Raw genomic sequence first — 600 nt, 5'->3', positions numbered from 1 at the left:
GCTGCGCCGGGGTCGCGGACGCATCCGCTTGACCACCGGGCGCCCCGTGCGCGGACACGACGCCGGACCGGATCGCGCCGGGGTGGGGTGCGTCCCCGTCCCTGTCCTTGTCTCCCCACGCGTCCGCTGGCCCCGCCCGGCGGGTAAGCAGCAATACCAGCACGGTGCGCAGCAGCGCAGCCACGCCGTTCAGCGTCAGGTAGATGATGCCTGCCGCGCGTGCCAGCGGCCCCACCACGAAGAATGTGGTGGGCAGGTGCAGCAGGAAGACCGGCAGGCCGGAATTGAGCAGGTACGACAGGCGCAGCTCGCGGGCGGTCAGCCGCCCGGCGGTGTGCGCCTCCATGAGCAGCGAGTTGGACGCCGCGGCAGACAGGAACGCCGTGGCAAAGGCCGCGCCGCTGTCGTCGGGCAGGCGGCCCCAGCGGGTTACCGGGCGGGCCAGCCGGGCCAGCAGCGGCGTCCAGCCGAAGGCCTCCACGGCCAGGCCCACGGCCAACCCCACGCCCATGAGCACCAGCATGTGCAGCAGAGGGCGCACCAGCCCCGGCCACGCGGCGTGCCAGGCCAGCAACCGGGGATCGCGGGCCAGGATGGCCC

General features: G+C 74.2%; 1 pseudogene. It reads right to left on the bottom strand.

The features are described 5' to 3' along the window. Positions 1-595, bottom strand: a pseudogene (locus FVW27_RS18915) (nucleoside recognition domain-containing protein); the annotation flags it as partial. Positions 596-600: the final 5 nt, after the last annotated feature.

Origin of the sequence: Nitratidesulfovibrio liaohensis, assembly GCF_011682075.1 — a bacterium.
Classification (GTDB): Bacteria; Desulfobacterota; Desulfovibrionia; order Desulfovibrionales; family Desulfovibrionaceae; genus Cupidesulfovibrio; species Cupidesulfovibrio liaohensis.
The sequence above is the reverse complement of the archived record's forward strand: the minus strand, read 5'-3'. Positions and strand labels throughout refer to the sequence as shown.